The following is a 26,062-nucleotide window of genomic DNA, read 5'->3' as shown; positions in this document are numbered from 1 at the left end:
CTATCGATCCTTCGGGTCGAACGCATCACGCAGGCCGTCGCCGATGAAGAGCAGGCTGAGAAGTAGGGCGACGAGGAAGCTTGCCGGGAAGATCAGAAGCCAGGGCATGCTTTCCATGGCATCGGTGCCTTCGGCAATCAGGGTGCCGAGCGAGGTCAGCGGTTCCTGAACACCGAAGCCGAGATAGGAAAGGAAGCTCTCGGTTGCGATGATCTCAGGTACGGTCAGCGCTGCGAAGATGACAACGGGGCCGACGAGGTTCGGGATGATGTGCTTGGTGATGATCTTGAATGGCTTCTGGCCGGAGGCGCGGGCAGCTTCCACGAATTCGCGGTGCTTGAGCGACAGGGTCTGGCCACGCACGATGCGGGCCATGGTCAACCATTCGAGCGCGCCGATCGCCGCAAAGAGCAGGTAGACGTTGCGGCCGAAGATCACCATCAGCAGGATGACGAAGAGGATGTAGGGAAACGCATACATGATGTCGACGAAGCGCATCATGATGGAGTCCAGCCTGCCGCCGATATAGCCCGAGATCGCACCATAGAGCACGCCGATGACGACGGAGACGATGGTTGCGGTCAGCGCTACGGCAAGCGAAACGCGCGTGCCGTAGAGCACGCGGGCAAGCAGATCGCGGCCATTGGGATCGGTGCCGAAATAGTGGCCGCTTTCGAAGGAGGGCGGGATGCGGAAGGCGGCCCAGTCCGGATCTTCATAGTTGAAGGGGATGAAGCTCGGGCCAAGGAAGGCGGCCAGAATGAGAAGCACCAGCACACCGATGGAGATGACGGCTGCCTTGTTGCGCGAGAGGCGCCGCAGCGCATCCTTGGTCAGCGAGCGGCCTTCCGGCGCCAAGCCTTCGGCTTCCAGCAGTTCGGCTGCGAGCAGCTCCCTTTTTGCGGGATTGAGGATCATCTGTTTCTCACTTTCGGGTCCAGCCAGGCATAGGCGATATCGACCAGAAGGTTCAGGAACACGATCAGCACCATGTAGAAGATGACCGTACCGAGAACCATGCCGTAATCGCGGTTCAGCGCCGCGTTGACGAAATAGCGGCCGATGCCGGGCAATCCGAAGATGCTTTCGACAACCAGCGAGCCGGTGAGAAGATAACTTGCCGCCGGTCCGAGATAGGAAACGACGGGCATCATGGCGGGTTTCAGCGCATGGCGCATGACAGTCAGACGCGGGCCGATGCCCTTGGCCTTGGCAGTGCGGATGAAATTCTGGTTCATCACCTCGATCATCGAGCCGCGGGTGATGCGCGAGATGCGGCCGGCATGCGGAAGCGCAAGAACCACGATCGGCAGGACGAGGAATTTGATCGAGCCGTCACCCCAGCCGCCGACCGGAAACCAGGCGAGGTGGATGCCGAAAATCAGCTGCATGATCGGTGCGATCAGGAAGTTCGGGAGAACGACGCCCACCAGAATGAGGGCGCCCAGAATATAGTCCGGTGCCTTGTTCTGATAGAGCGCCCCAAGACAGCCGACAGCCACGCCAACGATAATGGCGATCAGGAAGGCAGCTGTGCCGATAGTGAAGGTGTAGGGCAGACCGATCATGATCTGCTGGGCGACGGTAAAGTCCTCGCTTGCGAAGGAGGGGCCGAGGTCGCCTTTCAGCAGGTCCCCGACATAGATCAGGTACTGCTGAACGAGCGGCTTATCCAGATTGTAGTGGATCGCGAGGTTTTTCAGGATCACCGGCGGCAATGGCCTTTCGCCATCGAAGGGGCCGCCGGGGGCAAGGCGCAAAACGAAAAAGCAGGCTGTGACGGCGATCCACAGGACGGGGATCGTCGACAGCAATCGACGGAGAGCATATTTGATCATGGGCGTGGAGCGGCTCTTCCCGTAACTTACGGGAAGAGCCTTTCATCCTTATTCCTTGATGGACAGCCAGCGGGTGCGGTGGATGTCCTGAACGTTGTCGACGAAGCCTTCGATCTTAGGCGAGACGACGTTCTTGGAGACGTAGTAGTAGATCGGAAGCGCTGCGGAATCATCCAGCGCGAGCTGTTCGGCCTTCTTGAAGATTTCGGCGCGCTTCGTCAGATCGGTCTGAGCGTTTCCGTCCTTGATCAGCTTGTCATAGTCGGCATTCGACCAGCGGCCGTAGTTCATCTGAACGCCCGTCACGAGCAGGTTCAGGAAGTTGTCCGGATCGTTGTAGTCGGCGAGCCAGCCGGCACGTCCGATCTGTACTTCACCACGCTGCAACTGATCGTAGTGGACCTTGGTTTCGGCGTTGACGAGCTCGACGTTGACGCCGAGCGGTTTCCACATGGAGGCGATCGCCACGGCAATGCGTTTGTGGTTGTCGTTGGTGTTGTATTTGAGCTCGGTGGTCAGCGGATGATCCGGGCCGAAGCCGGCTTCCTTGAGCAGCTTCTTGGCTTCTTCGACCTTATCCTTGTAAGGAAGATCCTTCCAGGAGACGTAGGCGGGCTCACCGTAGTTTGCCGTGCCCGGCGGGACCCACGAGTAAGCCGGAAGTTCGCCGGTGCCGAGGATCTGCGGGCCGATGACTTCGCGGTTGATTGCCATGGAGAGAGCCTGGCGGACGCGCTTGTCGTTGAAGGGCGGTTTGGTCGAGTTGATGACGTAATAGTAGAGGCCGGAGAAGGGGGCGACATGCGCCTGGCCCGGCAGGTTCTTCTTCATCCACTCGTACTGGTCGGTCGGGAAGTCGGTGAGGATGTCGAATTCGCCGGCGCGATAGCGCTTCAGCGCAGCTTCCTGGTCTTCAAGCACGAAGAATTTCGCGCCGTCGATCTTCAGATCCTTGACGCCGTAGTACTGATCGTTCTTGACGGTCGTGACGTGCGAACCGGGGACCCACTCGACCGGCTTGTACGGACCGTTGGTGACGATGTTGCCGATCTTGACCCAGTCCTGACCCTTGGCCTCGACGACATGCTTCGGCAGCGGATAGGCCGTGTAGTGCATCAGGGCGTTGATGAAATAGGGAGTCGGGTTTTCAAGGGTGATCTCAAGCGTCTTGTCGTCGATCGCCTTGATGCCGAGCTCGTTCAGATCGGTGATCTCGCCCTTGTTGATCTTTTCAGCGTTCTTGACGGTGAACTGCAGATAGGCGTAGTCGGCGGCGTTCTTAGGGTCGACGAGGCGCTGGAAGGCGAAGACGAAGTCACCGGCCGTTACCGGCTGGCCATCCGACCACTTGATGCCGTCACGCAGCTTGAAGGTGTAGACCTTGCCATCAGGGGAAATGGTCCAGCTTTCGGCCTGGCCGGGAACCGGGTTGTCCTTGGCATCTTCGGTGACGAGGCCTTCGAAAATGTCGCCGGCAATGCGGTTTTCCCAGTCGCCGGAGAGTTTTTGCGGATCCAGCGAAGTGGGGTCGCCACCGTTATGGATATTCAGCGTGGCCGCATGGGCCGAAAATGCGAGCAATGAGCCAACCATTGCAGACGCGAGAAATTTTTTCGTGAAAAAGGACATAGTGTGTCCACCTTTCTAGGCTTTTCGCCTTTTCTTTGGTCATTTGTTCCCGGTTTGACCTGTTACGTGCAGGTCAACGGCACCTTAACGCAAAGGTTTGGCGTTGCAACCCCTAAACCGGTGGGTAGCATTCGGGTGTGGACAAGCTTATAAGCGTCTCCCTTTTGTCGGATCGCGACTGCCTGATCTTTGCTCGAAAATGAGCCATTGAACTGTTGTTTTTTGCTTCGCCGCCATTAGTGTTGCGGCGAAATGAAGCGGGAGACGGCGGTTCATGGCGTTGCAGACGGGCGGGAATGCGGATTGGTGGCGCGGCGCGGTGATCTACCAGGTCTATCCGCGTTCGTTTCAGGATACGAACGGCGATGGGCTCGGCGATCTCAGGGGGATAACCCGGCGCCTTTCCCATATTGCAAGCCTTGGCGTCGATGCGATTTGGCTTTCCCCCTTCTTCAAGTCGCCCATGGCCGACATGGGCTATGACGTTTCCGATTATTGCGACGTCGATCCGATTTTCGGCACGCTCGACGATTTCGACGCGATGATGGCAGAAGCCCACAGGCTCGGCATAAAGGTTATCATCGATCAGGTGATTTCCCATACATCCGACCGGCATCCGTGGTTCGTGGAGAGCCGCTCCAGCCGCACGAACGACAAGGCCGACTGGTATGTCTGGGCCGATCCGAAGCCCGATGGGACGGCGCCGAACAATTGGCTGTCGATCTTCGGCGGCCCCGGCTGGGAATGGGACGGCGTGCGCCGGCAATATTATCAGCACAACTTCCTGACCTCGCAGCCGGACCTCAACTTTCACAATAAAGAGGTTCAGGATGCGCTTCTGCGGACCGTGAAATTTTGGCTCGACCGCGGCGTGGATGGATTCCGCCTGGACACAGTGAATTACTACTTTTGCGACAAGCTGCTCCGGGACAATCCGCCGCACGAGCCGGACCCGGATCAGGTCGGTCTCGATGCGCCCGATACCAATCCCTATGGCATGCAGAACCATCTTTATGACAAGACGCAGCCGGAGAACCTCGAATTCCTCAAGCGTTTCCGCGCTCTGCTCGATCAGTACGAAGGGCGCACGACCGTCGGCGAAGTTGGCGACGGCGCACGTTCGTTGAAGACTGTCGCTGCTTATACGAGCGGCGGCGATAAGCTGCATATGTGTTACACTTTCGATCTGCTCCGGCCAGATTTCACCGCCACTCACATTCGCGGTTGTGTCGAGACCTTCCAGCGCATGGTGAAGGATGGGTGGGTCTGCTGGGCCTTTTCCAATCACGACGTCAACCGCCATGTCAGCCGTTTCGCGCTGACGGAAGAGGAGCGTCCGGTCATTGCCAAATTGGCGATTTCGGTGCTTGCGGCACTTCGCGGTTCGATCTGCCTCTATCAGGGCGAGGAACTGGGGCTGCCGGAGGCGGAACTTGCCTTCGAGGACCTGCGCGATCCCTATGGCATCCGCTTCTGGCCGGCCTTCAAGGGCCGTGACGGATGTCGCACGCCGATGCCGTGGGAAGCCGGTAAGGCGCATGCCGGTTTCACCAGCGCCGAGAAGAGCTGGCTGCCGGTGCCCTATGAACAGGCGGCGCTTTCCGTGGACACTCAGGAGAACAACGATAGCTCGGTTCTGCACCACTATCGGCGCACACTGGAATTCCGGAAGAGCCATCCGGCGCTGCTTGACGGCAGTATGGAATTCGTCGGCAGCAACCAGGATCTGCTCGCCTTCGTGCGCGAGAAGGGAGACGAGAAGCTGCTCTTCGTCTTCAACCTGACGCGTGAAGCCGCGGAGTTTCAGCTTCCCGCCGGCATGGTGCTGGGCGCTCCATTGCCCATGCCCGGGTTCAATGCCGCCGCCAGTGCGAAGACAGTGCAGCTCGACGCGCTTGACGCTTTCTGCGCTCGGATCAGCTGATCAGCGCGAAGCGATCGACGTCCACCATCCCCTTGTCCGAGATCTTCAAATGCGGAATCACGGGCAGGGGTAGGAAGGCGACCTGCAGGAAGGGTTCCTCCAGCGTCGTGCCCAGCGCGTAAGCCGCCTTGCGCAGATGGTGCAGCGTGTCGCGCACCGTCTCGTAGGGTTCCAGGCTCATCAGGCCGGCGACAGGAAGCGCGATTTCGCCGGTGACTTTGCCGTCCTCGACGACGACGAAGCCGCCCTTGATCTCGCCGAGACGATTGGCCGCAAGGGCCATGTCATCCTCGCTAACGCCGACAACGCAGATATTGTGGCTGTCATGGCCGACCGTCGAGGCGATGGCGCCCTTCTTCAATCCGAAGCCCTGGACGAAACCGTTTGCATGGTTGCCGTTCTTGCCGTGGCGCTCGATGACGGCGACCTTGATGATGTCGTTGCCGAGATCGACGGTGGTCTGGTTGCCCCTAGCCGGCAGGCGGTAGCGGCGATGCTCGGTGATGATCTTGCCGGGCATGACGCCGATGACGGGTGTTTCTCCTTCCGAAACAGGCACGCCGAAATGGGCCGCATTGACCGGCCGGACCTTGACGCTGTCGAGACCGACAGGCGGCACGGACTTGCGGGTGGCAAAGAGCGCGTCGGTGACGTGGCGGCCGGCGGAGAAGACCATATCCGCCCCGCAGTTCTCCAGGCTGTCGATAATGACAAGATCGGCCCGCCAGCCGGGCGCAATGAGGCCGCGGTCACGCAAGCCGAAGGCGCGGGCAGCCGAGATCGAGGCGGCGCGGTAGACAGCCAGCGGCTCGGCGCCTTTGGAGATCGCCGTGCGGATCATATAGTCGAGATGGCCCTGCTCGGCGATATCGAGCGGATTGCGGTCATCGGTGCAGAGCGCGAGGTATGGTGAGAGGCGTTCGGTGATGATGGGCATCAGGGCGTGCAGGTCCTTGGAGACGGAGCCCTCGCGCACAAGGATATGCATGCCTTTGCGAATTTTCTCCAGCGCTTCGGCCGCGCTCGTGCATTCATGCTCGGTGCGGATGCCGGCGGAGAGATAACCGTTCAGATCATTGCCTGAGAGCAACGGGGCATGCCCGTCGATATGGCCGCCCTGGAAAGCGTCGAGCTTCGCCATGCAGACGGGATCCTTGTGGATTACGCCGGGGAAATTCATGAATTCGGCAAGCCCGATGACCTTGGGATGGTCGCGATAGGGCAGGAGGCTTTCGACCGGCAGATCGGCGCCCGATGTTTCCAGATGTGTGGCCGGCACACAGGAGGAAAGCTGGACGCGGATATCCATGATCGTTTCCAACGCCGAGGCGAGAAAGAATTCGATGCCTTCTTTGCCGAGTACATTGGCGATCTCATGAGGATCGCAGATCACTGTCGTCACGCCGTAAGGCAGAACGCAGCGGTCGAATTCATGCGGCGTGACGAGCGAGGATTCGATGTGCAGATGCGTATCGATGAAACCGGGAACGATAATCTTGCCGGAAATGTCGATTTCGCTCTCGCCGCTATAGCTGCCGCAGGTACCGACAATACGCTCGCCGCCGATGGCAATGTCCGACTGGACGAGCTCACCCGTTACGAGATCGAAGAAGCGCCCGCCTTTCAGAACGATATCTGCAGGCACGCGACCCACACCCTGATCGATCAGACGTTCGAGCTTGAGAGTCATAACTATCCTCGCGATGCAATCGATTCCGCGAGTTATAGCGCATCTGTCTGCGGATTGGATGCCCGCAAACGAAACCGGGCGCCAATGGCGCCCGATCCCGTGTCTCGTTGGTTTCGATTACTCGGCTGCGACGATCTTGCCGCCTTCCCACTTGTAGAGCGAGAAGCTCTGCGAAGTGAGGTCGCCGGTCTCGCCGTAGGTGAGCTTGCCGATGACGGTCGGGATCTGCTCGCCGCCCTTCAGGGCAGCCGCAACGGCTTCCGCGTCCTCGGCGCTCCCGGCCTTCTCGATGCCGGCCTTCAGGACTTCGACGGCAGCATAGGCGTTCAGCGTGAAGGCTTCGGCTGGGATGTTCTTGGCGGCGAGCGCATCGGCAGCGGCCTTGGCGTCCGGGCTCTTGGTGGCGTCCGAAGCGTTGGTGAACAGCGTGCCGCCTGCGGCATCCGTGCCGATCGTCCAGAACTCGGTGTTGGAGAGACCGTCGCCGCCGATGATCTGAGCATTGACGGAGAGGTCATGCAGCTGGCGGGCAAGCAGGCCGCCTTCCGGGTGGTAGCCACCGAAATAGACGAGATCGACTTTCTCGGCTTTGATGCGGGTCGTCAGAGCGGAGAAGTCCTTCTCGCCAGGCGTAATGGAGTCGTTGATGACTTCGGTGATGCCGCCGGCATTCAGCGTTGCCTTGAAGGCGTCGGCGAGACCCTTACCGTAAGCGCCCTTGTCGTTGATGATGGCGACGCGCTTGTCCTTGAAGTGTTCGAGAACGTATTTGGCGGCGACTTCGGCCTGCTGGTCGTCGCGGCCGCAGGTGCGCAGAACATTCGTCAAGCCGCGCTTGGTGAGGTCAGGTGCCGTGGCGGTCGGAGTGACCATCAGCACGCCGTTTTCGGCCAGAACGTCGGAAACCGGGATGGCGACGCCCGAGGTGACCGGACCGACGACGAAGCGGATGCCTTCGCCGACAACCTTGTTCGCGGCGGAAACGCCCTGCTTCGGCTCGCCCGCGTCGTCCGCGAGTTCGAGCACGACCTTCTCACCGAGAATGCCGCCGCTCTTGTTGATTTCATCGACGGCGGTCTGCGCGCCGTTCTTTACCTGGTCGCCATAGGCTGCCACCGGGCCGGTCAGCGGCGCGATGAGGCCGATGACGACATCCGCATGCGCGAGCGGCGCAAATGCCAGCGAGGCGACGAGCGTCGCCGTCAGAGTCTTCAGGGTCATGTTCTCTCTCCTTGGGTAGGGTCTCTTCGACCACCGGTTGCTTGCCGCGAAAGCCGTTTCTTTGTCAGCGATCCTTTCGGGATCGTGCCAAGGACAGGAAAAGCTGCGCGATCAATGAGCCTCGCGGCCATATTTGGCTCGCGCGGCGCATGGCAAGATTTCTAGGAATTTCGATGAGATTCCGCAAGATGATAACAAGATTGGGCTCGTTTCGCCGAATCCGGAAAGATTGCACCTGACTCTTTGATTTTTCAGTCCGTTTCCCGCAATTTTCGGTCTGTCCTGCCCAAGCTGTTCCGCAGGTCCCGGCGCCGGTGTCAGGGCAGTCTCGATCTGCAGGTGTGTGGGCGAGTTTTTTCCGGCCGCACGCTTTCAGTCGTGCATACCTTGCAACCAGTGCAGAAAGTCGAGGCGAAGATTCCCCGACAGAGCACATCGACGGCTGCGGATAAGCAGACACCTGGTAATGGCGCCGCTGACCAGTGTTTCGGCTTTGCTGTTTTAGCAAGTTAACAATTGATTCTAACAATCCCAGTATAACTACCAGTCCCTAGTATATTGTTGCGGTGCAATAAAATCGATTTGTCGATGCAGACATATAGCGGGAACAGATATCCGGATGCTCAAGCGTATTGAAGCCAGGCAGGTGCGGACCGGAATGTTTATCGAGATGGTCGAGGGTATCTGGCACGATCCTCTTCTATCTCGGCGGCGGTTCTTACTGCGGCGCGAGAGCGATACGCTGAAGCTTAACGAGTGTGCGGACGCAGGTGTCGTGATCAACACTACCAAAGGCCTCGATGTCAGGAACAACTCGCGTAAGATCGAGATCGACGTCAGGGCAGCGCGCGAGACCATTCAGAAATCCGTCGAGGTGCTGGAAAATGTCTTCGGTCGGCTGCAGGGTGGAGATGCGATTACCGTCGATCAGGTCGAGCCGGTAATTTCCTCCGTTTCCAAATCGATGGATGACTACCCCGCCGTCTTCATCAGCGTCACCCGACTGAAGTCGAAGGACGAAGTGACATTTCTGCATTCCCTTTCGGTCAGTGCCTTGATGATCCTTTTCAGTCGCCACCTCGGACTGGATGAGGAGGTGGTGCAGACGCTTGGCACGGCAGGTCTATTGCACGACGTCGGCAAGCTCGAAATTCCGCTCGAAGTGCTCAACAAGGAAGGGCGCCTGAACGAAGACGAGATCCAGTTGATCCGTGATCATCCGGAAAAAGGGCATGCGATCCTGTCGCGCCAGGAGGGCATGTCGGAAATCGTCCTCGACGTCTGCCTCAATCATCACGAACGGATCGACGGCAAGGGTTATCCACGCAAACTGTCCCGCGATAATATCAGCCTTCACGCACGTCTTGCCGCGATCTGTGATGTCTATGACGCCGTTACTTCGGCGCGCCCCTACAAGACGCCGTGGAGCCCAAAGGAGGCCCTGACCTGGATGCTAGCCAATGAAGGGCATTTCGACCGCCGGCTCGTCAAAAAATTCGCTCTCTGCCTTTCGGTCGCTTCCGTTTCCTGAGGCAATCCTGTTTTCATGACAAGAGTCTGCGGGATCTGGTCCGCCGAAGCTCGCGAGATGAGACCTGCGCTATTGTCGAGGAAGTGCCTTTCCCAGGAAATCGGTGACCATGCTGGCAACCTGCCGATGAATAACTTCTCGGTCCGCGCCCATTCCGTCCCGACAGACGATGCTCTCGCCTGGCGCTTCCTTCTCGATCAGCTGGGCGGCGCCAGGTTTGCAGGGCTGCATGAAGCTGAAATGCAGCGATCCGGGGACAAGGTTGTAGGTGGTGGTCACTAACGGCAGATAGCGGGCTACGTAGCCGGAATCCGTGTTGCTAGCGGCTATGTCCGCCTTGGTTGCCGTGTCCGCGTCGACATCCGCAGCAGCAGCTAGCACCATGACGGGGATATGGATTGCCGCAAGGCTTGCTGGTGTCAGTCCGCGGCCGGGGCCGAGATCAAGTGTCACGACCGCACGAATCCTTGCATCACCGAGGTCGGCGGCCATCGCCGCATTGGAGGCCGCATCGCGCCCGATGCCGAGCGCTTCGAATATTTTGCAATAGATCGGGCTGAATTCAGCCAGGCAATTCTCCGTCACCTTGGCCGCATCGAAGCGGCCGCCCGCCAGTTCGACGACCGTCCAGCCGCCGAGCGAATGGCCGATGGCGTCAATCCGATCGGATGCCACGCCACCCGTCAGATCAGGATTGTCGAGCAGAGCATCGATCGCGTGGCTGAGATCGCCGGGACGCTTCCACAGCTCGACGGCGTCGGGCTTTCGCATGTCGAATGTGGTCGTACCGGGATGATCGGGTGCGGCGACGACATAGCCGGCGTCTACGAGAGCGGCGGCGAGCCAGGCGAGATTGCGCCAACTGCCGCCATAACCGTGGGAGAGGACGACCAGCGGATGCGGGCCGGCTACGGGTTCGGCGTTTTTGATTACAGGTTGGCCGATGAAGGCCGGTGTTTCGCCGAGAAGGACCGGCGTGGCGTCAGACGCTGTCGGATACCAGATACTGACATGCATCGGGCGATCGACGTTTGTGCCGGACAGGGTGGTTTCGCGGAAACCGGTTCCTGCTTGTGCTGCAGATGCGAGCAGGACGAGGAAGAGAAGGAAGGCAAGTCTTTGCATGGGATCTCCATCGGCTGATTTGCGCTGTCTGAAGGAAATTCCTCACGCCGGAGACCGATAACGCGATCGAGGGCGCCAATATCAAAAGAAAAGGGCGAGGCCGGAGCCTCGCCCTTGAACTCACAATCAGGACGATCGAGTTCAGATGTTATTCTGCAGGATCGTACGCAGTTTGCCGAAGAGTTCGTCGATGTGCTTCTTCTCGATGATCAGCGGCGGGGAGAGAGCGATGATATCGCCTGTCGTGCGGATCAGCAGACCGCTTTCGTAAGCTTTGAGGAAGGCCGTAAAGGCCCGTTTGGTCGGCTCGCCGGCGATCGGGTCGAGCTCGATGGCGCCGATGAGGCCGGTGTTTCTGATGTCGATGACGTTGGGGCAATCCTTCAACGAATGCAGCGCATCGGCCCAGTAGTCCGAGAGTTCGGCTGCACGGGTCAGCAGGCCCTCTTCCTTGTACGTGTCGAGCGTTGCAAGTGCTGCGGCCGAGGCGATGGGGTTACCCGAATAGGTGTAGCCGTGGAAGAACTCGATCATATGCTCGGGGCCGTTCATGAAGGCATCATGGATTTCCGAGGTCACGAAGACGGCGCCCATCGGGATGACGCCGTTGGTCAGGCCCTTGGCGGTGGTGATGATATCGGGCTTCACGTCGTAATACTGGGCGGCGAAGGGAGCGCCGAGGCGGCCGAAGCCGGTGATGACTTCGTCGAAGATCAGCAGGATACCGTGCTTGGTGCAGATTTCGCGCAGCTTCTGCAGATAGCCCTTCGGCGGAATGAGAACACCGGTGGAACCGGCGACCGGCTCGACGATGACGGCGGCGACCGTGGAAGCGTCATGCAGGGTGACGATGCGCTCGAGTTCGGTCGCGATATCGCCGCCAATTTCGGGCTCGCCGCGGGTGAAGTTGTTCTTGCCGGGCAGGTGGGTGTGCGGCATGTGGTCGACGCCGGTCAGCAGCGTGCCGAACATCTTGCGGTTGGTGACGATGCCGCCAACGGAGATGCCGCCGAAATTCACGCCATGATAGCCACGCTCGCGACCGATCAAACGGAAGCGTGAGCCATTGCCCTTCACGCGGTGATAGGCGAGCGCCACCTTGAGGGCCGTTTCCACCGATTCAGAACCGGAATTGGTGTAGAGGACGTGATCCATGCCCTCGGGGGCGATGTCGACCAGGCGGTTGGCGAGTTCGAAAGCCTTGGGATGGCCGAGCTGGAAGGCCGGAGCATAATCGAGTTCGCCTGCCTGTTCGCGGATCGCCTCGGTGATCTTCGGTCGGCAGTGTCCGGCATTCACGCACCAGAGGCCAGCCGTACCGTCCAAAACCTGACGCCCGTCATGAGTCTGGTAGTACATATCCTTCGCGCTCACAAAGAGGCGCGGTTCCTTCTTGAACTGGCGGTTAGCGGTAAAGGGCATCCAAAAGGCGCGAAGGTCGTTTGGCGTTGCATTCAGGCGGTTGGACATGCTGTTCTCCTGGCCGTTGGGGAAGCCATTCCCGTTTTTAGGCTTGGCGCCGTTTATTTTTACTGCCCGGTCAAATTATCAGCGCTCGGCAAGGCGTCAAGCCGAAGAAGCACCGCTGTCTGTCGCTTCCGGACACTTCGGACGTCATCAATCCTTTAGGGCATTGCTGCAAAAATCGATGGCCGAACAGGTCAACGTCGCTAATCCACGCGGCCCCAATCCGCATGGGCATTTACTGGAGCTTGTAACTCCCGGCAGCCCGAATAAGCCTGATTACGCAGCCGAAAGTTTCAAGTGGGACGTTTTCGCGCTCTGCGGCGATCCGGCCAAGCCCGAGGACCAGGCGATGTTCCATCCGGCGACCACCTCAGCCGGCTGGTTTGCTGATCCTGATAACCTTGCCGTCGATCCGGCAGGCCGTCTTTGGGTGACGACCGATGGCCCGCCGCCGGAAGGGATCGCCGATTCCGTCTATGTGATGGATACGGAAAGTCCGGGTCGCGCGCTGCCGAAGCTTATCTATATCGCGCTGGTCGGTTCGGAAACCTGCTCGCCGACCTTCAACTCTGATGGTTCCAGCGTCTTTCTCTCGGTTCAGCATCCGGGCGAATTGCACGTGGCCGACAACGAGGATGCGACCTCGATGGAAGATGCCGGCACCAACTGGCCGGACTTCAAGCCGGGCGTACCGGCCCGCCCGTCATTCGTCGTGCTGACGCACGGCAGCAACAGAGTGGGGGGCAGCTAAGTCTGCTTTCTCCGCAACAAAGCCGGCAATTCTTGCGAATTGCCGGCCTCTAGCTAAGGCTTCACGTGCTGAAATAGTATAAGCAGCGTCTGAGGAAACATATCCTTGGCGCGTTGCTCAGACTGACATCATGTCAGCACTAACATCAGGCTGCAGACCTGCTCCGATTCTCGGTCACGTAGATATCCTCGAGCGTTGCGAGGATCTTCATGACAGGCTCGGAGTTGCTGGAATAGTAGATCGTCTGTGCGTCACGACGAGTCTTGACCAGCTTCTGAGCGCGCAATTTCGACAGATGCTGGGAGAGCGCCGACTGGCTCAGGCCGACCTGGGTAGCGAGAATGCCGACAGGCACTTCTCCCTTTACCAGGCTGGTGAGGATCAGCAAACGCTTGGGGTTGGCCATGGCCGATAATAAAGCTGCCGCCACATTCGTGTGCTCGGCCAAATCAGAGGTTTCCATATTTTTCTTCCTAATGCGAAACGTACATCATCCGTACAGGCACAGGCCGTCAGACGGTTCTTTGACTGACGGCAAAAACTAGCAATTGGGCTCGAAGATTGTATATACCTAAATTTAAGGTATCAGGTATGCTATTTTAGATATGTTTGAACAAATGTGATCTAGGTCTTCAGCGGGTGTGTCGAACTCGCAACGCACCAACAAGTCACCTGAAATCATATCGAAACCCGCCGAATCGACCCCACAGATGCGCCAGGGACCCGCCTCAGAGGCCTTCAGCCTCAATGTCAGCTTTGATAGCAGGTCCGGATGGCGCACTATTAAATCTTGCACTGCAGCATCAGCTTTTTCGGCGATGTCATCATTTGCCAGGGAGTGAATCACGAGATCGCTCCCGTCCAAAACGTACGCACGGCCGAATCCGCCATTGAGACTGGCCCATTGCGGGATGAGGCGGAAGAAACGGAAATCCGGGAAATCGATATAGAGTGCCGCTTTGGCATGACGGCCGAGAAAACGGGCGCGGATACGCGCATGGAGGGGCGTATCCCGCTCCACCTGTTCCGCACGGCATTGGGTCGTCAGGCGGGGATAGGCGAGCGGATCGCCCTTGCCGGGCTCGCCGGTCAGGAGCGAAGCTCTGGCGTCGGTGGCGAGCGCTTTCGTGTGGGTCGACAGCGCGGAAACGAGGATAACGGGCACGCCGTCTATATCGGTGCCAAGCAGAACCCGGCTTGCAAAGGGAAAGCCGGTTTCAGCATCGAGAACGGCGAGAGCCGCATAGCGGGCGGAGCGTAAGAGGGTGCGCGCCAGCTTGCGGGCCTCATCGTCGGTTTCGCGGAGCGTAGAGGACGGTTCTTTCATATCCGCTTTGTCGCAAAGCGGAGTGAGAGGATCAAGTCTATTCCTTTCGCCTGTGCCGTGTGAGGCCGGTAACGACATCCTGCGCCGAGATCGTGCCGACGATCTGGCCGTTGTCGACCACGCCGATACTGCCGGGCTGGCGGGAGAGGGAGTCAAGGATGTCGACAAGCGGCGTCGTGGGGCGTGCGGTGGCGCTGACCGACATGCCCATTGCCGCATCGCCAAGACCGGGCTGCATCACGTCGGAAGCCATTAGCATGTTGATCGGGTTCATGTTCTGCACGAAATCAGCGACATATTGATCGGCCGGGTTCTTGACGATCTCCTGCGGCGTTCCGCACTGGATGATCCGCCCGCCCTCCATGATGGCGATGCGGTTGCCGATGCGGAAAGCCTCGTCGAGATCGTGGCTGACGAAGAGGATGGTTTTCTTCAGGCGCCGCTGGAATTCGAGCAACTCGTCCTGCAGTCGCGTGCGGATCAGCGGATCGAGCGCGGAGAACGGCTCGTCCATCAGCAGGATCGGAGCGCCGGTGGCAAATGCGCGGGCAAGGCCGACGCGCTGCTGCATGCCGCCGGAGAGCTCGTTGACCTTACGGTCCGCCCATTTCGTCAGATTGACGAGTTCGAGCTGTTCGTCGACCCGGCTCTTGCGCTCGGCCTCTCGCACACCCGATAACTCGAGCCCAAAGCCGACGTTCTCTGCAACCGTGCGCCAGGGCAGGAGGGCGAACTGCTGGAACACCATGGAGACCGTATGCGTGCGCAGGTCGCGCAGCGCTTTGGCATTGCATTTGTAGGGGTTTACCGGTCCCGTTGCCGTCGAAACAGCGACGTCGCCGCGCACGACGGGCGCAAGCCCGTTGACGGCACGCAGGAGCGTCGACTTGCCGGAACCCGAGAGGCCCATCAGCACGAGGATCTCGCCTTCCTCGATGGTCAGCGAGGCATTGGCGACGCCGAGCACGAGGCCGGTCTCGGCGCCGATCTCGTCGCGTGAGCGACCCTGGTCGACCATGGCGAGGCCAATTTCCGGCCGGTCGCCGAAGATGATGTTGACGTCTCTGAAACTGACCGCGGTCATGCGCCGTCTCCTTCGCCTGCGGTGCGGAACATGCGGTCCAGAATGATTGCCAGGATGACGATACAGAAACCGGCCTCAAAACCCTTGGCGATGTTGACGGTGTTCAAGGCACGCACGACCGGTACACCGAGACCGGGAGCGCCAACCAGGGCGGCGATGACGACCATCGAGAGGGAGAGCATGATGGTCTGTGTCAGGCCGGCCATGATCTGCGGCGTTGCAAAGGGCAGCTCGACCTTGCGCAGAACCTGGATCGGCGTCGCGCCGAAGGCGACGGCGGCTTCGACGAGGGAAGGGGGCGTCGAGATGATGCCGAGGCGGGTGAGGCGGATGGGGGCGGGGATGGCGAAGATGACGGTTGCGATCAGGCCCGGCACCATGCCGAGGCCGAAAAGGATAAGGGCTGGAATCAGATAGACGAAAGTCGGAATAGTCTGCATGAGGTCCAGAACGGGCCGCATCGCGGCATAGATCCAAGCGCGGCGGGCAGCCGCGATGCCGAGCGGAATGCCGATCACCATGCTGACGAAGGTCGCCGCGAGCACGAGCGCCAGCGTTTCCGTTGTCTCCTTCCAGTAGCCCTGGTTCATGATGAGCAGCAGGCCAAGACAGGTGAACACCGCCACTGTAATCGATCGGCGCAGCCACCAGGCGAGGAGGCTGATGGCAAGGACGGCAATCAGCGGATTGGGCGTCTGCAGCACGAAAAGTAAGGCATTGATGACGTGCGACAACAGGGCGGAGAGTTGGTTGAAAAACCATTCGCCGTTCGATGTCAGCCAATCGACAAAGGACTTGGCCCAGGGGCCAATAGGAATTTTAGCGTCGGTGATCCAATTCACGAGGCGCGCCTGTCTTTTGAAAATGAAGATCGGGATGAAAACGGAAACGGGGCGGCATATCCGCCCCGGTCATTTCATCAGAGGCCGAGGCCGGACTTGACGGCTGCGAGACCGTCGCCGCTGCCATCGCGCGTCTTGACGCCGGCGAGCCAGGGCTCGATCGTGGACGGATTGGCCTTCAGCCATTCGCCCGCTGCCTTTTCCGGATCTTCGCCGTCATTCAGGATCTTGTTCATGATCTCGTTCTCCATCTTCAGGGAGAACTTGAGGTTCTTGACCAGCGTCCCGACGTTCGGGCACTCGGCGAGGTAGCCCGCACGCACGTTGGTATAGACTTCGGCACCGCCGAAATTCGGTCCGAAGGTGTCGTCGCCACCTGACAGATAGGTCATCTTGAAGTTGGTATTCATCGGATGCGGTTCCCAACCCAGGAAGACGATGGGCTTGCCATCTTTCTCGGCGCGGGCAACCTGCGCCAGCATGCCCTGCTCGGAGGATTCGACCAGTTCCATCTCCTTCATACCGAAGGTGTTCTTGTCGATCATGTCGATGACGTGGCGGTTGCCGTCATTGCCGGGCTCGATGCCGTAGATCTTGCCCTCAAGATCGTCCTTGTGAGCAGCGATATCCTTGAAGTCCTTGATGCCGAGTTCGGCGCCCTTTGCATTGGTCGCCAGCGTGTACTTGGCGCCGACGAGGTTCGGACCGTAGGACTCGACTGACTTGTCGTCGAGGTAGGGTTGGATATCTGCCTTCTGTGACTGCATCCAGTTGCCGAGGAAGACGTCGATGTCCTTGTTCTTCATCGAGGTGTAGGTGACCGGCAAGGAGAGAACCTTGATGTCGGTCTCATAGCCGAGCTTTTTGAGAAGCAGCGAAGCGGTCGCAGTAGTGGACGTGACGTCCGTCCAGCCTATGTCCGAGAGATGGACGGTGGAGCAGCTTTCAGGATCTGCGGAGAAAGCAGCCGTCGCGACGGAGAGGGCAGCGATCGCAGTTGCGGTGACGAGTTTGAATGCGCTTGTTGTTTTCATTTTAGACTCCCAGTCTTACGTTCCCAAGCCAACCATCAATAGACCAGTTTTACAAGCGATCTCGGCGCGTTTGCGGCGTTCCGGACTATGCGATTGCGACGTGCCGCATTTTGGGAAAGCCTGAATTGCAAGGCTTTTGGCGATTTCATCGCCGGATTTCCTGTGACTATCGATTTGCCGGGGCTTTTCTTTGCGTTCTCCACCTTTCAAGAAGCCAGATAAGGAGAATCCGATGGCAAAGCTCTATTTCAACTACTCGACGATGAATGCCGGCAAGTCGACCATGCTGCTGCAGGCCTCCTATAACTATCAGGAGCGCGGCATGCGCACCGTTCTGTTGATCGCGGCCCTCGACGATCGGGTGGGCCGGGGCGTCATCGGTTCCCGCATCGGGCTCGAAGCAGAGGCCATTCCTTTCGAGGGTGACAGTGATCTCTACGCGCTGGTCCGCAAACTCAGCAGTGAAGGACAGGCGATCTCCTGCGTCTTCGTCGACGAGGCGCATTTCATGACGCGCGATCATATCTGGCAGCTTGCCCGCGTGGTCGACAGGCTTGGTATTCCCGTGATGGTCTACGGCCTGAGGACGGATTTCCAGGGCAAGCTCTTCCCGGCTTCGCAGGAACTGCTGGCGATTGCCGACGAGATGCGGGAAGTGCGCACCATCTGCCATTGCGGGCGCAAGGCGACCATGGTCGTGCGGCTCGATACCAAAGGCAAGGTGTTGCATGAGGGCGCGCAGATCGATGTCGGCGGGAACGAGAAATATGTTTCGTTGTGTCGCCGCCATTGGGACGATGCAATGAACGGCGAATGGATTGCCGAGCCGGTCTGAATAGATCCACGCCTGTTTTCTTTGAAGCAACAAGTGAATAGTCTGGAACGGAGATTCCCTGGGAGTGCCCGGTGCGCAAAAGCCCGCCTTTCGATAGCCAGTACAATGCCGCCCGTGACCTAGCCGAGGCGACGGCTGGCGAGGCTGATTATTGTGCTGCCTGCATCGCAGGTTTCGATGGCGATGGGTCGCGCTCATCCGACGAGATTTTCCTGGAGCAGAATGCGCGTTTTCAGGCCTTCTTGAGCGACAGTACCGCGCTCGACGTGCTGCTTGCCGAGCTCGTTTTTTCCCTCGACCGGCTGACATCAAAGGTTTCGGCCGATCTCGACAGTTTTCGCGGGCTGACACGGCGCGAAAAGATGGCCGGATGGTTTTCCCGACAGCGCATGTGGCGCATGCATAGCGCGCGGGTGCGGGAGGCGCCGGTTGTGGAGCAACTGCTCGATCTTCTGACGAAATCCGATCTTCTGGCGGCGCTGCTCGATGGCCAGAGGCGATCCCTTGCCGCGCGTCACAAGAGCGCCGAATTTGGTCTCCTCGACATCGTGGAGCACCGGCGACGGCTGGTCGACGAGATCGATATAGCACGGATGCGGATGAAGGAGCTCAACGCCAAGGCATTGAACACGCAGGGGCGCATCGGCGTCTATGGCAACAAGGCGCACTGGGAGCAGATGGAGGCGGAGCGCCTGGCGCTAAAAGCGGAAGCCGAGCGCATTTCCGTCGAAGAACATGCGATGCGCGACGAGAGCCAGCGGCGCGAACGCTTCATCAACATGTTCCAGGCCTTCGTCGACAGGCTGAATGGCGGTATCGCCAGCTGCAACGTGCTCATTCGCAAGCTTTCGGTCGATACCGAGGAGCGCCTCATCATCTATCAGGCGCAAGTCGATACTGACCGTCCAGGCATGAAGGTGAGGATCAAGCCGGAGCTTTTTCCTTATATCGCCGCATCCATCGCGCTTTTCGAAAAGGGCATGCTGGTGCCTCAGGATCTGGTTCAGCGAAAGAGCCGCGCAGACCAGGAATTTGCGCGGAAATTTCCCACCTATGCCGAGGAGCGCTCGGACGCGCCACTGATCGATGTGGTGCGAAAATCTCCCACGTTCGGGCTCGGCTTCTTCCGTTCGCTGCGCTCCTAACAGGGCGGCGAGGGAAGGCGCATCCGATCTGTCACGTCTGGTTCGCTTGCCGTTTGGCCGAAATATCCTTGTCTGTTGTTGTACTTGGGCCATCAAGCGCATATGTGGGTGGAAAGGATATCCCCGTTTTCGCCGCCTGACAGGAGACGACGATGCTCGACCGGATTACCGGTTTTTTCAGACTGATCGGCAAGACGGTCAGCCGCTGGGTTCGCCTTTTCGCCGCCTGGGCCATCTGGCCATTCATGGCTGCGCACGGATGGTATGCACGGCGGACCTGGATGATCCGGCTGCCGATCATCGCGTTTCTCGCACTTCTCGTCGTCCTCTACGGTTATTTCGTCTGGCAGACGCAGGTCTGGTCGAATTTCAATACCAATTTCGTGGATCAGTACCGCCTTTCCGATCGCAAGGCACCGGTAGGGCAGGAAATTCGAGCGGCGGACGGAACTGCCGCCAAGACCTGCCAGCGTTCGGCGATCGTCGATGTCGCGGCCGATCTGACGGATTTTAACGTCAACCAGAACGCCTGGATATCGTCGATGGTGCTCTACAAGATGGGCTTCTTCGGCATCGATTGGGACCATACACCCTTCTTCGACAACAAGGCCTCCTTCCAGCGCGGCATCAACCAGGCGCTTCGTCGGACATCGGCGGAGCTTGTCGACACGCTGGGGCGCGTGCGCGGCACATCAGGGATCAACAATGATCTGCAAAGTGCGCGCGGCAACCTGCAATTCGATGAATCTAGCTGGTATTTCGGCCTCAGTCCTTTTGGACCAAAGACGCCGACGCCGGCCTATTATCGCGCGGCGATCGACAGTCTGCGCAAGTTCAATACCGATCTCGCCGGCTGCAATGCGGTCTTCGACGGCCGTGCCGACAACCTGATGCAGTTCATCGACCGCATCGCCAACGATCTCGGTAGCACCTCCGACATGCTGGCCGAGCGCTCGGAAAACCACAATCGTGGCTGGTTCGACACGCGTGCCGACGATCGGTTCTGGTTCGCCTATGGCCAGCTCTACGCCTATTACGCGATTCTGTCGGCGGCGCAGGCGGATTTCTCTCAGGTTGTGTCGGAGCGAAACCTCGGGGCGATCTGGGCCGGCACGACACGGCAATTTCAGGCGGCACTTCGCATTCAGCCGGCAATCATCTCCAACGGACGAGAGGACGGCTGGATCATGCCGAGCCACCTCGCCACGATGGGCTTCTATATATTGAGGGTTCGATCGAACCTCGTTGAAATCCGCTCAGTGCTGGACCGTTAGAGCGCCGCGCGGCCATTCGGGCGCACAAAGACGCTCTAACTCTTCGAAACCAAGCTTCCCGGTTAAATCGGAGTGCCGCCGTCCTCGAAGCCGACGATTCGCAGCTTCTCTACAAACTCATATGTGATGCCGACGATGCCGCCGCCGCTGACGTCGTCGCGGAACTGCCCGACCGAGCGCACCATCTTGTAGCCGCCGTGTCTGTTGTCGACGCGATAGACATAATGGAAGCCTACCCGGTAGAGGCTGGCCTGCTCGAAGGTCTCGGCGATCAGCAACCGGTCTTCTTCATGGATGCGCGACATGAGCTCGGTCAGGTTGACCGGACCGTCACTGTAGGGAAGATCGAAGATCTGGTGGACGTCTTCGCTGGCGAAGAAATGTCCGGTCTCAAGGTCCATCCGCCAAAAGCCGAAGAGGCGGTAGGCGGCGAACATCGTCACCGCTTCGGCATCGGTAACGCCGATGTGGGCGCGAGATTGCAGCCGATGTTCGACGGCTGGCTGTTCGAAACGAAGAGGCACGGTTTCCCCCTAATTCGGGACGACGCGCTGATTCTCTTCTGATTCCTCAGTTGATCAGCTTCAATCGGATGGCTTTTGCTACCAACTGGGTGCGGTTGACGCAATCGAGTTTTTTAATTGCGTTGGTCATATAGGCATTTACCGTATGATCCGATAGCGCCAGGATCTGGCCGATCTCGATCGAGGTTTTGCCCTGCGCCGTCCACCGCACGACCTCGAGTTCGCGGGCCGAGAGCGCGCTATGGGCGCTCACCTCATTGCGCTTGACGCTGTTGTAGGTGTCGAGGGCGTGAAGAAAGACCATCGCAAGCTCGTTGATCTCGGCCTGGCCGAGGGACGTGCGTTCGCCGGCGAACCAGAAGGCGAGGCGCTGTCCATCGGGGGAGTTAATCGGCATGGCAATGCCGGTAGTCATGCCGTGCTGCAGCATCAAGTTCCTGACGCCGGCGGGGAAAGACTGGGCGTCACCGGGGTCGTTGAGATGCCAGACCTGCGGCACGACCGATTCCCTCATGCGTGCGGCAAAGGGTGAGACGCGCAGCATATGCCCGCGGTCGAAATCTCTGATGTATGAAACCGGAAGCGAACTCTCGATGATCAGCGGCTTGAGCAGCAAATCTTCTATTGTCGGCGCGTTCAGCAGAGTGGCATGTTGAAAACCGAATGCGGCGGCCACCCTTGCGAGCGTTTGCACGAAGAGGCCGCGCGTACGCGCCCCTGCCAATTCGCTTGACAGCAATGAATGCCTTTCAGAGGTAGTCATGTAAGACATTATATGCCCCCGCATAGTCCCTATGTGACCAATATGAAATACATAAATCCGGTTGTACGCTAGCTCTAATTGACTTAGCTGGCGCTGATTAATTCATTTTCTGAAAAATTAACCAGATGAAAAACGCGTTTAAGTTGATGTTTGAGCTATACGGGTAGAAGGGCTGTGCCTTTTACCTCCTCCATGACCGCATAGGTGTGTGTTTCGCGTACTCCGGGGAGGGAAAGAATCACTTCGGAGAGGAACTGGCGATAAGCTTCCATCCCGGCCATGCGCGCCTTCACAAGATAGTCGAAGCCGCCTGCGACCATATGACATTCCATGACGTCGTCGCTGCGTTTTACTGCCGCGGCAAAGGCGTCGAAAACGTCAGGTGTGGTACGATCGAGCTTCACCTGTACGAAGACGAGGAGACTGCGGCCGAGCTTTTCCGGCGAAAGGATTGCCATATAGCCGGTGATGTAACCGTCTCGGGTGAGCCGCTTGACGCGCTCTGCAGTCGCCGTGGGAGACAGGTTGACGCGTTCGGCGAGCTCAATGTTGGAGAGCCGCCCCTCCTTCTGCAGCGCACGGAGAATCTTGCGGTCGAGACGGTCGAGCTCTTTCATCTTTCGCGGCCTTTCAGGGAGTCGGTAGGCGAAGATCATGTTGGCGGGGCTCAGTTTAGTGAAAAACACCACGAATGAACAGCTATGTTGCCGAAATCACGGAGAACAGTTCATGCCGACCCAGATTTTCACGCCTTTTGCACCGTTCAACGCTCCATTTGCCGGTGACGACGATCGCCTGCTGCACGGTTTTGCCGAAGACTTACGTTTTTCGGCCTCCCAGGATGCGGCGATCGACAAGCGCGCCGGCGGGATGATCGAGGCGATCCGCAGCAATTCCGGATCGATCGGCGGCGTGGAGGATTTCCTCAGGGAGTATGGGCTTTCCACCAAGGAAGGTCTGGCGCTGATGGTACTTGCCGAAGCGCTGCTGCGCGTGCCCGACGCGCTGACGCAGGATAAGCTGATCGAGGACAAGCTGAAGGAGGGCGGCTGGAGCGAACATGAGGGTAAGGCCGATAGCTGGTTCGTCTCGGCATCGGCCTGGGCGCTCGGCCTTTCCGCCCGCATCATCCGCCCCGGCGAAACGCCCGAAGGCGTGGTGCGAGGCCTCGTCAAGCGCATGGGGCTGCCGACCGTGCGCAACGCCACCAAGCAGGCCATGCGCTTCCTCGGCCATCATTTCGTGCTCGGTGAGACGATCAAGGATGCGCTGAACCGTGCGGCCAAGAGCGAGGAGAAGGGTTATCGCCACTCCTTCGACATGCTGGGCGAAGGCGCACGCACGGCTGAGGACGCCAAGCGCTACTGGCAGTCCTATGCCGTGGCGATCGAGGCGATCGGCGGCTGGATGGCGAAGAACGGCAAGGGCAAGTATCTGCCCGACCGGATGGGCATTTCCGTCAAGCTTTCGGCGCTGCATCCGCGTTACCTCGCCACGCATCGCGATCGGGTGATGAAGGAGCTGGTGCCGGATCTGCTGAAGCTCGCGCAGATGGCGAAAGCCCACCAGCTCAATTTCACCGTCGACGCCGAAGAGGCTGACCGGCTGGAGCTTTCGCTGGATGTTATCGCCGCCGTTTTTTCCGATCCGTCGCTTGCCGGCTGGGATGGCTTCGGTCTCGCGATCCAGGCCTATCAGAAGCGCGCCGTCGCCGTGATCGACTATATTGACGAACTCTGCGCAAAGCTTGGCCGTCGTATGATGGTGCGACTGGTCAAGGGCGCCTATTGGGATACGGAGGTCAAGCGGGCGCAGGAACGCGGGCTCGATGATTATCCGGTCTGGACACGCAAGCAGGCGACGGATCTTTCCTATCTCGCCTGCGCGCAGCACATGCTTGCCAAGCGGGCGCGCATCTTTCCGCAGTTTGCCACCCACAATGCGTTGACGGTTTCTACCATTCTGGAACTTGCCGGCAATGACCGCTCCGGCTTCGAGTTTCAGCGCCTGCATGGCATGGGCGAGAGCCTCTACAACCATCTGCTTGAAACCAACGATCGGATCGCCTGCCGCATCTATGCGCCGGTCGGAGGTTATCGCGATCTGCTCGCCTACCTCGTCCGTCGTCTTCTCGAGAACGGCGCCAACTCCTCTTTCGTCGCTATGGCCGGTGATAAGAACGTGCCGGTCAAGGCATTGCTCGAGCGGCCTGCCGACAAGCTGCAATTCGACGTCGGCGCCAGCGCCCGTAATTCCAAGATTCCGATGCCGCTGCAGCTCTACGGCAAGCGCAAGAACAGCTCCGGACTGGAATTCGGCCATCGGGCGACGCTTGATAGGCTAATGGGCAGTATCAGCAAGGGTATTCCCGCTATTTCCGCCACGCCGCTCATCCCCGGCGTCGCGGCAGGTGGTGCAGATGTCCCCGTCATTTCGCCTTCCGATCATTCGAAGACGGTAGGCTCCATTCGCAACGCTACTGCCGCCGATATCGACAAGGCTTTTGCTGTTGCCACCAAGGGTTTCAAGGCATGGTCGCGCCGTTCCGTCGAGGAGCGCGCATCGGCGCTGGAGCGAATGGCCGATCTTATGGAAGAGAACCGCGACAGGCTGCTGGTGCTTCTCGCTGCAGAAGCCGGCAAGACGTTGGATGACGGCGTTGCCGAGGTGCGCGAAGCCGTGGATTTCTGCCGCTATTATGCCGGTGAGGCGCGCCAACTGTTCGGTACTGTTACCAAGATGCCGGGGCCGACAGGTGAGGACAATCGTTACCTCTGGCGCGGCCGTGGTGTCTTTGCCTGCATCTCGCCCTGGAATTTCCCGCTGGCGATCTTCCTCGGGCAGGTTTCGGCTGCTCTCGTCTCCGGCAATGCGGTGCTCGCAAAGCCAGCACCGCAGACACCGCTGATCGCCTATGAGGCTGTCAAACTGTTCCACAAGGCGGGCGTGCCGGAAGATGCACTGCTCTTCGTGCCTGGCGGGCCTGACGTCGGTGCTGCGATCACGGCGCATGCAGCTCTTGCCGGCGTCGCCTTCACCGGCTCGACGAAGACGGCATGGGCGATCAATCGGGCGCTTGCCGCCAAGGACGGGCCGATCGTGCCGCTGATTGCCGAAACCGGTGGCCTCAACGCCATGGTGGTCGATGCGACGGCACTGGGGGAACAGGTCGCCGACGACGTCGTCCTCTCGGCCTTCCGTTCGGCCGGCCAGCGCTGCTCCGCACTTCGTCTGCTCTTCCTGCAGGAGGACGTGGCCGAGCATATGACACAGATGATCGAAGGCGCGGCGCGCGAACTGCAACTCGGTGATCCCGCACTCGAAACCACCGATGTCGGTCCGATCATCGACGGCAAGCAGAAGGCCATGCTGGAGGCCCATATCGCCGACATGCAGAAGACCCAGAAGGTGCGTTTTGCCGGCAAGGCGCCTGCTGGCGGCAGCTTCTTTGCACCGCATATCGTCGAACTCGACAAGGCTGCCGCACTGACCAAGGAGGTCTTCGGTCCGGTTCTGCACATCGTCAAATGGAAGGCGAAGGAATTGCCGAAGGTTTTGCAGGAGATCGAGGCCTCCGGCTACGGCCTGACGCTCGGCGTTCACAGCCGTATCGAATCGACGATCCGCACCGTCACCGACGCGCTCGATACCGGCAATATCTATGTCAACCGCAACATGATCGGCGCCGTTGTCGGCACCCAGCCTTTCGGCGGCTCGGGTCTTTCCGGCACCGGCTTCAAGGCTGGCGGTCCGGCCTATCTGCAGCGTTTTGCGCTGGAACAGGTGATCTCGGTAAACACCGCCGCGGCTGGTGGCAATGCCAGCCTGATCGCGATGGGCGAATAAAGTAATGAGGCGGCAGCAAGTGTTTGGAACTCCGCTTGCTGCCGCTGAAACCGATTGCTAATCGTATGACGGAATGCAACTGAGGCAATCTAGTCGTGCGCGCTGCACGGCAAGCATGGCAAAAGACGGGCCGACCGAAGGGGAGGTCTTTACCGGTGGTGCGTATTGTTTTTCGAGCTGCACGCTTGCTTTCATGGGCGGAGAGTTGCGGC

The 26,062-nt window shown here is 59.4% G+C and carries 22 protein-coding genes; 7 read left to right on the top strand and 15 right to left on the bottom strand.

From position 1 onward, the window contains the following. Genes JNB85_RS22375 through JNB85_RS22365 form a run of 3 tightly spaced genes read right to left on the bottom strand, consistent with a single transcriptional unit; the run spans window position 1 to window position 3,467 of the window. Complete coding sequence (locus tag JNB85_RS22375) at window positions 1-918, bottom strand: ABC transporter permease (protein WP_220336481.1); 918 nt, start codon at window positions 916-918, stop codon at window positions 1-3. After that, window positions 915-1,838, bottom strand: a complete 924-nt coding sequence (locus tag JNB85_RS22370) for an ABC transporter permease subunit (protein ID WP_220336480.1) — start codon at window positions 1,836-1,838, stop codon at window positions 915-917. The genes JNB85_RS22375 and JNB85_RS22370 overlap by 4 nt, the downstream gene beginning before the upstream one ends. 48 nt (window positions 1,839-1,886) lie before the next feature. Beyond that, window positions 1,887-3,467 carry a peptide ABC transporter substrate-binding protein gene (locus JNB85_RS22365; RefSeq protein WP_183741218.1) on the bottom strand — a complete coding sequence of 527 codons (1,581 nt, stop codon included), beginning with the start codon at window positions 3,465-3,467 and terminating at the stop codon, window positions 1,887-1,889. 274 nt (window positions 3,468-3,741) lie between these two features. On the opposite strand from JNB85_RS22365, the gene bglA reads away from it, so the two are divergent. Beyond that, window positions 3,742-5,391, top strand: coding sequence for a beta-galactosidase BglA (gene bglA / locus JNB85_RS22360; protein ID WP_220336479.1), 1,650 nt, complete (start codon window positions 3,742-3,744; stop codon window positions 5,389-5,391). On the opposite strand, the gene ade is transcribed toward bglA, so the two are convergent. Together ade and JNB85_RS22350 are read right to left on the bottom strand one after the other, a co-directional pair. After that, entirely contained in the window at window positions 5,384-7,081 is a 1,698-nt protein-coding gene (ade, locus tag JNB85_RS22355) for an adenine deaminase (RefSeq protein ID WP_220336478.1), read from the bottom strand. The genes bglA and ade overlap by 8 nt on opposite strands. A gap of 117 nt (window positions 7,082-7,198) precedes the next feature. Next, window positions 7,199-8,302: a branched-chain amino acid ABC transporter substrate-binding protein gene (locus JNB85_RS22350; protein ID WP_220336477.1), complete on the bottom strand. Its 1,104-nt coding sequence runs from the start codon at window positions 8,300-8,302 to the stop codon at window positions 7,199-7,201. Between the two features lie 619 nt (window positions 8,303-8,921). Here JNB85_RS22350 and JNB85_RS22345 point away from each other — a divergent pair. Then, entirely contained in the window at window positions 8,922-9,833 is a 912-nt protein-coding gene (locus JNB85_RS22345) for an HD-GYP domain-containing protein (protein ID WP_220336476.1), read from the top strand. Window positions 9,834-9,902: 69 nt separating this feature from the next. Here the strand turns inward: JNB85_RS22345 and JNB85_RS22340 are convergent, their stop codons facing one another. Together JNB85_RS22340 and aptA are read right to left on the bottom strand one after the other, a co-directional pair. Continuing rightward, complete coding sequence (locus JNB85_RS22340; protein WP_220336475.1) at window positions 9,903-10,958, bottom strand: alpha/beta hydrolase family protein; 1,056 nt, start codon at window positions 10,956-10,958, stop codon at window positions 9,903-9,905. Window positions 10,959-11,099: 141 nt separating this feature from the next. Further along, window positions 11,100-12,428, bottom strand: coding sequence for an omega-aminotransferase AptA (gene aptA / locus JNB85_RS22335; RefSeq protein ID WP_183741206.1), 1,329 nt, complete (start codon window positions 12,426-12,428; stop codon window positions 11,100-11,102). On the opposite strand from aptA, the gene JNB85_RS22330 reads away from it, so the two are divergent. After that, on the top strand, window positions 12,427-13,176 hold the full coding sequence (locus tag JNB85_RS22330) for a PhoX family protein (protein WP_223216574.1): 750 nt from the start codon (window positions 12,427-12,429) through the stop codon (window positions 13,174-13,176). The two genes, aptA and JNB85_RS22330, sit on opposite strands and share 2 nt — an antisense overlap. A gap of 145 nt (window positions 13,177-13,321) precedes the next feature. Here JNB85_RS22330 and JNB85_RS22325 read toward each other — a convergent pair whose 3' ends face one another. From JNB85_RS22325 to JNB85_RS22305, 5 genes are all read right to left on the bottom strand, one after another. Then, window positions 13,322-13,639 (bottom strand): ArsR/SmtB family transcription factor, encoded by a 318-nt coding sequence (locus JNB85_RS22325; RefSeq protein ID WP_183741204.1) that lies wholly within the window; start codon window positions 13,637-13,639, stop codon window positions 13,322-13,324. A 114-nt stretch (window positions 13,640-13,753) separates the two neighbouring features. Next, window positions 13,754-14,503: a HugZ family pyridoxamine 5'-phosphate oxidase gene (locus tag JNB85_RS22320; RefSeq protein ID WP_220336474.1), complete on the bottom strand. Its 750-nt coding sequence runs from the start codon at window positions 14,501-14,503 to the stop codon at window positions 13,754-13,756. Window positions 14,504-14,540: 37 nt separating this feature from the next. Continuing rightward, window positions 14,541-15,587, bottom strand: a complete 1,047-nt coding sequence (gene choV / locus JNB85_RS22315) for a choline ABC transporter ATP-binding protein (protein WP_220336473.1) — start codon at window positions 15,585-15,587, stop codon at window positions 14,541-14,543. Continuing rightward, the gene (gene choW, locus JNB85_RS22310) at window positions 15,584-16,429 is read right to left on the bottom strand and encodes a choline ABC transporter permease subunit (protein ID WP_007824530.1); all 846 of its coding nucleotides are present in this window, start codon (window positions 16,427-16,429) and stop codon (window positions 15,584-15,586) included. The genes choV and choW overlap by 4 nt, the downstream gene beginning before the upstream one ends. A 77-nt stretch (window positions 16,430-16,506) precedes the next feature. Beyond that, window positions 16,507-17,463, bottom strand: a complete 957-nt coding sequence (locus JNB85_RS22305; RefSeq protein ID WP_220336472.1) for a choline ABC transporter substrate-binding protein — start codon at window positions 17,461-17,463, stop codon at window positions 16,507-16,509. A 232-nt stretch (window positions 17,464-17,695) separates the two neighbouring features. On the opposite strand from JNB85_RS22305, the gene JNB85_RS22300 reads away from it, so the two are divergent. The 3 genes from JNB85_RS22300 to JNB85_RS22290 all read left to right on the top strand — a co-directional run bounded on the left by JNB85_RS22300 (window position 17,696) and on the right by JNB85_RS22290 (window position 20,717). After that, window positions 17,696-18,298: a thymidine kinase gene (locus tag JNB85_RS22300; RefSeq protein ID WP_220336471.1), complete on the top strand. Its 603-nt coding sequence runs from the start codon at window positions 17,696-17,698 to the stop codon at window positions 18,296-18,298. A 71-nt stretch (window positions 18,299-18,369) separates the two neighbouring features. Further along, window positions 18,370-19,443: a hypothetical protein gene (locus JNB85_RS22295; protein ID WP_220336470.1), complete on the top strand. Its 1,074-nt coding sequence runs from the start codon at window positions 18,370-18,372 to the stop codon at window positions 19,441-19,443. A 152-nt stretch (window positions 19,444-19,595) separates the two neighbouring features. Further along, entirely contained in the window at window positions 19,596-20,717 is a 1,122-nt protein-coding gene (locus JNB85_RS22290; RefSeq protein WP_220336469.1) for a DUF2333 family protein, read from the top strand. A gap of 62 nt (window positions 20,718-20,779) precedes the next feature. Here the strand turns inward: JNB85_RS22290 and JNB85_RS22285 are convergent, their stop codons facing one another. From JNB85_RS22285 to JNB85_RS22275, 3 genes are all read right to left on the bottom strand, one after another. Further along, window positions 20,780-21,241 carry a PAS domain-containing protein gene (locus tag JNB85_RS22285; protein ID WP_220336468.1) on the bottom strand — a complete coding sequence of 154 codons (462 nt, stop codon included), beginning with the start codon at window positions 21,239-21,241 and terminating at the stop codon, window positions 20,780-20,782. Between the two features lie 46 nt (window positions 21,242-21,287). Continuing rightward, window positions 21,288-22,013 (bottom strand): helix-turn-helix transcriptional regulator, encoded by a 726-nt coding sequence (locus tag JNB85_RS22280; RefSeq protein WP_220336467.1) that lies wholly within the window; start codon window positions 22,011-22,013, stop codon window positions 21,288-21,290. 146 nt (window positions 22,014-22,159) lie between these two features. Beyond that, window positions 22,160-22,621, bottom strand: a complete 462-nt coding sequence (locus JNB85_RS22275) for an Lrp/AsnC ligand binding domain-containing protein (RefSeq protein ID WP_113428410.1) — start codon at window positions 22,619-22,621, stop codon at window positions 22,160-22,162. Between the two features lie 112 nt (window positions 22,622-22,733). Here JNB85_RS22275 and putA point away from each other — a divergent pair, with 112 nt between their 5' ends. Then, on the top strand, window positions 22,734-25,850 hold the full coding sequence (putA, locus tag JNB85_RS22270) for a bifunctional proline dehydrogenase/L-glutamate gamma-semialdehyde dehydrogenase PutA (protein WP_220336466.1): 3,117 nt from the start codon (window positions 22,734-22,736) through the stop codon (window positions 25,848-25,850). The last annotated feature ends 212 nt before the right edge of the window (window positions 25,851-26,062 follow it).

This window comes from Rhizobium mesosinicum (assembly GCF_019511345.1).
GTDB lineage: Bacteria > Pseudomonadota > Alphaproteobacteria > Rhizobiales > Rhizobiaceae > Rhizobium > Rhizobium mesosinicum.
This window is presented reverse-complemented; position numbering and strand designations above follow the sequence as displayed.